Raw genomic sequence first — 2,620 nt, forward strand, 5'->3', positions numbered from 1 at the left:
ACCAAGTCCGGTTCCGACGACGCCCCCATTGTTCGGTTCGTCAATAAGCTGCTGCTGGACGCCATCAAGAGCGGCACGTCAGATTTGCATTTCGAGCCCTATGAAAAAACCTATCGGATAAGGTTTCGCCAGGACGGCATCCTGCAAACTGTCTCCAAGCCTCCGATCAACATTGCCAGCAAGCTCTCGGCACGCCTCAAGGTCATGTCACGGCTGGACATCTCAGAACGGCGTGTTCCCCAGGATGGACGGATCAAACTCAAGATCTCCAAGACCCGGGCCATCGACTTCCGCGTCAACACTTGCCCCACACTCTTCGGCGAAAAGATTGTACTGCGGATCCTTGATCCCGAATCCGCCAAGATGGGCATTGATGCACTGGGTTACGATGAAGACCAGAAACAGCTCTATATGGATGCACTGCAAAAACCCCAGGGCATGATTCTGGTAACCGGCCCCACTGGTTCCGGGAAAACCGTTTCTCTCTACACCGGGGTCAATATTCTCAACACGCCGGAGCGCAATATTTCCACAGCTGAAGACCCTGTGGAAATCAACCTGGAAGGCGTTAACCAGGTGAACGTAAACCCCAAGCAGGGAATGGACTTTTCTGCTGCACTGCGAGCTTTTCTTCGACAGGATCCGGATGTAATCCTGGTGGGGGAAATCCGCGATTTGGAAACTGCCAACATCGCCATCAAGGCAGCGCAGACCGGGCACCTGGTATTATCAACCCTTCACACCAACAGCGCACCGGAAACCCTTACCCGTCTTCGCAACATGGGCGTCCCCTCGTTCAATATTGCTACGTCGGTCATATTGATCATCGCCCAGCGGTTGGCCCGCCGCCTTTGCGAACACTGCAAGACCCAGGTGGATATTCCCAAGCAATCGCTGCTGGAGATGGGCTTCACGGATGACGACCTGGGATCCGCTTTTACCGTTTACGGCCCCCAAGGTTGCGACAAATGCAAGAACGGCTACAAGGGTCGGGTGGGCATTTACGAAGTGGTGAAGATTACCGATGGCATTTCCCGCATCATCATGGAAGAAGGAAACTCCCTGGAAATTGGTGACCAGTGTCGAAAGGATGGATTTAATGATCTGTATCGTTCAGGTCTGGTGAAAGTCATGCACGGCGTGACCAGCCTTGAAGAAGTCAGCCGTGTAACGAGTGGACATTAATTATGGCCAGCAAAGCAGCACAGAAAAACGTTACCTTCATCTACGAAGGCACAGACCGCAAAGGCACCAAGGTCAAGGGCGAAGCAACCGGCAAGGCCCCCTCAGTGGTCAAGGCGGAGCTCCGCAAACAAGGCATCAACGCCAGGAAAGTGGTTCGGAAGCGGGAAATACACCTGGGCGGCAAGAAAAAAATCAAGCCCATGGATATCGCCCTCTTTACCCGCCAGATGGCCACCATGATGAAAGCGGGCGTCCCCCTTGTTCAGGCATTTGAGATTGTTGCAGATGGCCTAGAAAATCCATCCATGAAGGAGCTGGTTTTAAAGCTCAAGGTAGACGTAGAAGGAGGCAACAACTTCGCAGGTGCGCTGTCCAAGCATCCAGACCAATTTGACGACCTTTATTGCAGCCTGATTGATGCCGGCGAACAATCCGGCGCATTGGAAACCATGTTAGACCGGGTTGCCATCTACAAGGAAAAGAGTGAAGCGCTGAAGATGAAAATCAAGAAGGCCATGAAATACCCCATGGTCGTTGTCGGCGCAGCTGTCATTGTAACTGCAATTCTATTGCTCAAAGTTGTGCCTGTTTTTGAGGAGTTGTTTGCAGGCTTTGGGGCTGAGCTTCCCGCTTTCACTCAGTTTGTCATCGGGCTCTCAAAGGGGCTACAGGCAAACTTCCTTTTCATTCTGGTAGGTATAATTGTTTTCGTTATTGGCTTCACACAGCTGAAAAAACGCTCAACTGCATTCGCCAATTCACTTGATAGAATGATACTGAAGATGCCCATCGTGGGTGACCTGGCTTTCAAGTCCACCATCGCCCGTTATGCACGAACTCTTTCCACCACCTTCTCTGCTGGCGTGCCCCTGATTGAAGCTCTGGACGCCTGTGCGGGCGCCACCGGCAATGTGGTCTATCGAAATGCGGTATTTCAAGTCAAAGAAGATGTTGCTACCGGCCAGCAGCTCCAGTTTGCCATGCGATCCACTGGCGTATTCCCTGCCATGGCACTGCAAATGACCGCTATTGGCGAGGAGTCCGGAGCCCTGGATGCCATGCTCGAAAAGGTGGCGCTCTATTATGAAGATGAGGTCGATAATGCCGTTGATGGCCTAACCAGCATGATGGAACCTCTCATCATGGCTGTGCTCGGTGTCGTGATTGGCGGCCTGATCATCGCCATGTACATGCCGATCTTCCAGCTGGGTAACGTTGTAGGCTAATACATGCAAAATATACTGGAGCTACTTTCCACAAGCCCAACCTTGCTGGTTGGGCTTTGTGTTTTTCTGGGTTTACTGGTTGGCAGTTTTCTCAATGTCGTCATTTACCGCCTGCCTGTAATGATGGAGCGTAGCTGGAAGCAGGAAGCACGGGAAATTTTGGAGCTGCCCGCAGAGGAAGATGACGGGATCTTCAATCTGGTCACTCC

General features: G+C 52.2%; 3 protein-coding genes. All 3 read left to right on the forward strand.

The annotated features are described in order from the left end of the window. Window positions 1–1,185 (forward strand): type IV-A pilus assembly ATPase PilB (pilB, locus tag HUJ17_RS07550; protein WP_290510120.1); only part of this gene is annotated, 1,185 nt, incomplete at its 5' end. A gap of 2 nt (window positions 1,186–1,187) precedes the next feature. Further along, a complete protein-coding gene (locus HUJ17_RS07555; protein WP_290510121.1) occupies window positions 1,188–2,411 on the forward strand; it encodes a type II secretion system F family protein in 1,224 nt (407 codons plus the stop codon). A gap of 3 nt (window positions 2,412–2,414) precedes the next feature. After that, a partial coding sequence (locus HUJ17_RS07560; RefSeq protein ID WP_290510122.1) for a prepilin peptidase occupies window positions 2,415–2,620 on the forward strand: 206 nt, incomplete at its 3' end.

Origin of the sequence: Alcanivorax sp., assembly GCF_014762765.1 — a bacterium.
In the GTDB taxonomy this organism is placed as follows: domain Bacteria; phylum Pseudomonadota; class Gammaproteobacteria; order Pseudomonadales; family Alcanivoracaceae; genus Alcanivorax.

Excerpts from the sequence above, each read along its gene's own strand:
- HUJ17_RS07555 (WP_290510121.1), top strand. The coding sequence starts at position 1,188 with ATGGCCAGCAAAGCAGCACAGAAAAACGTTACCTTCATCTACGAAGGC.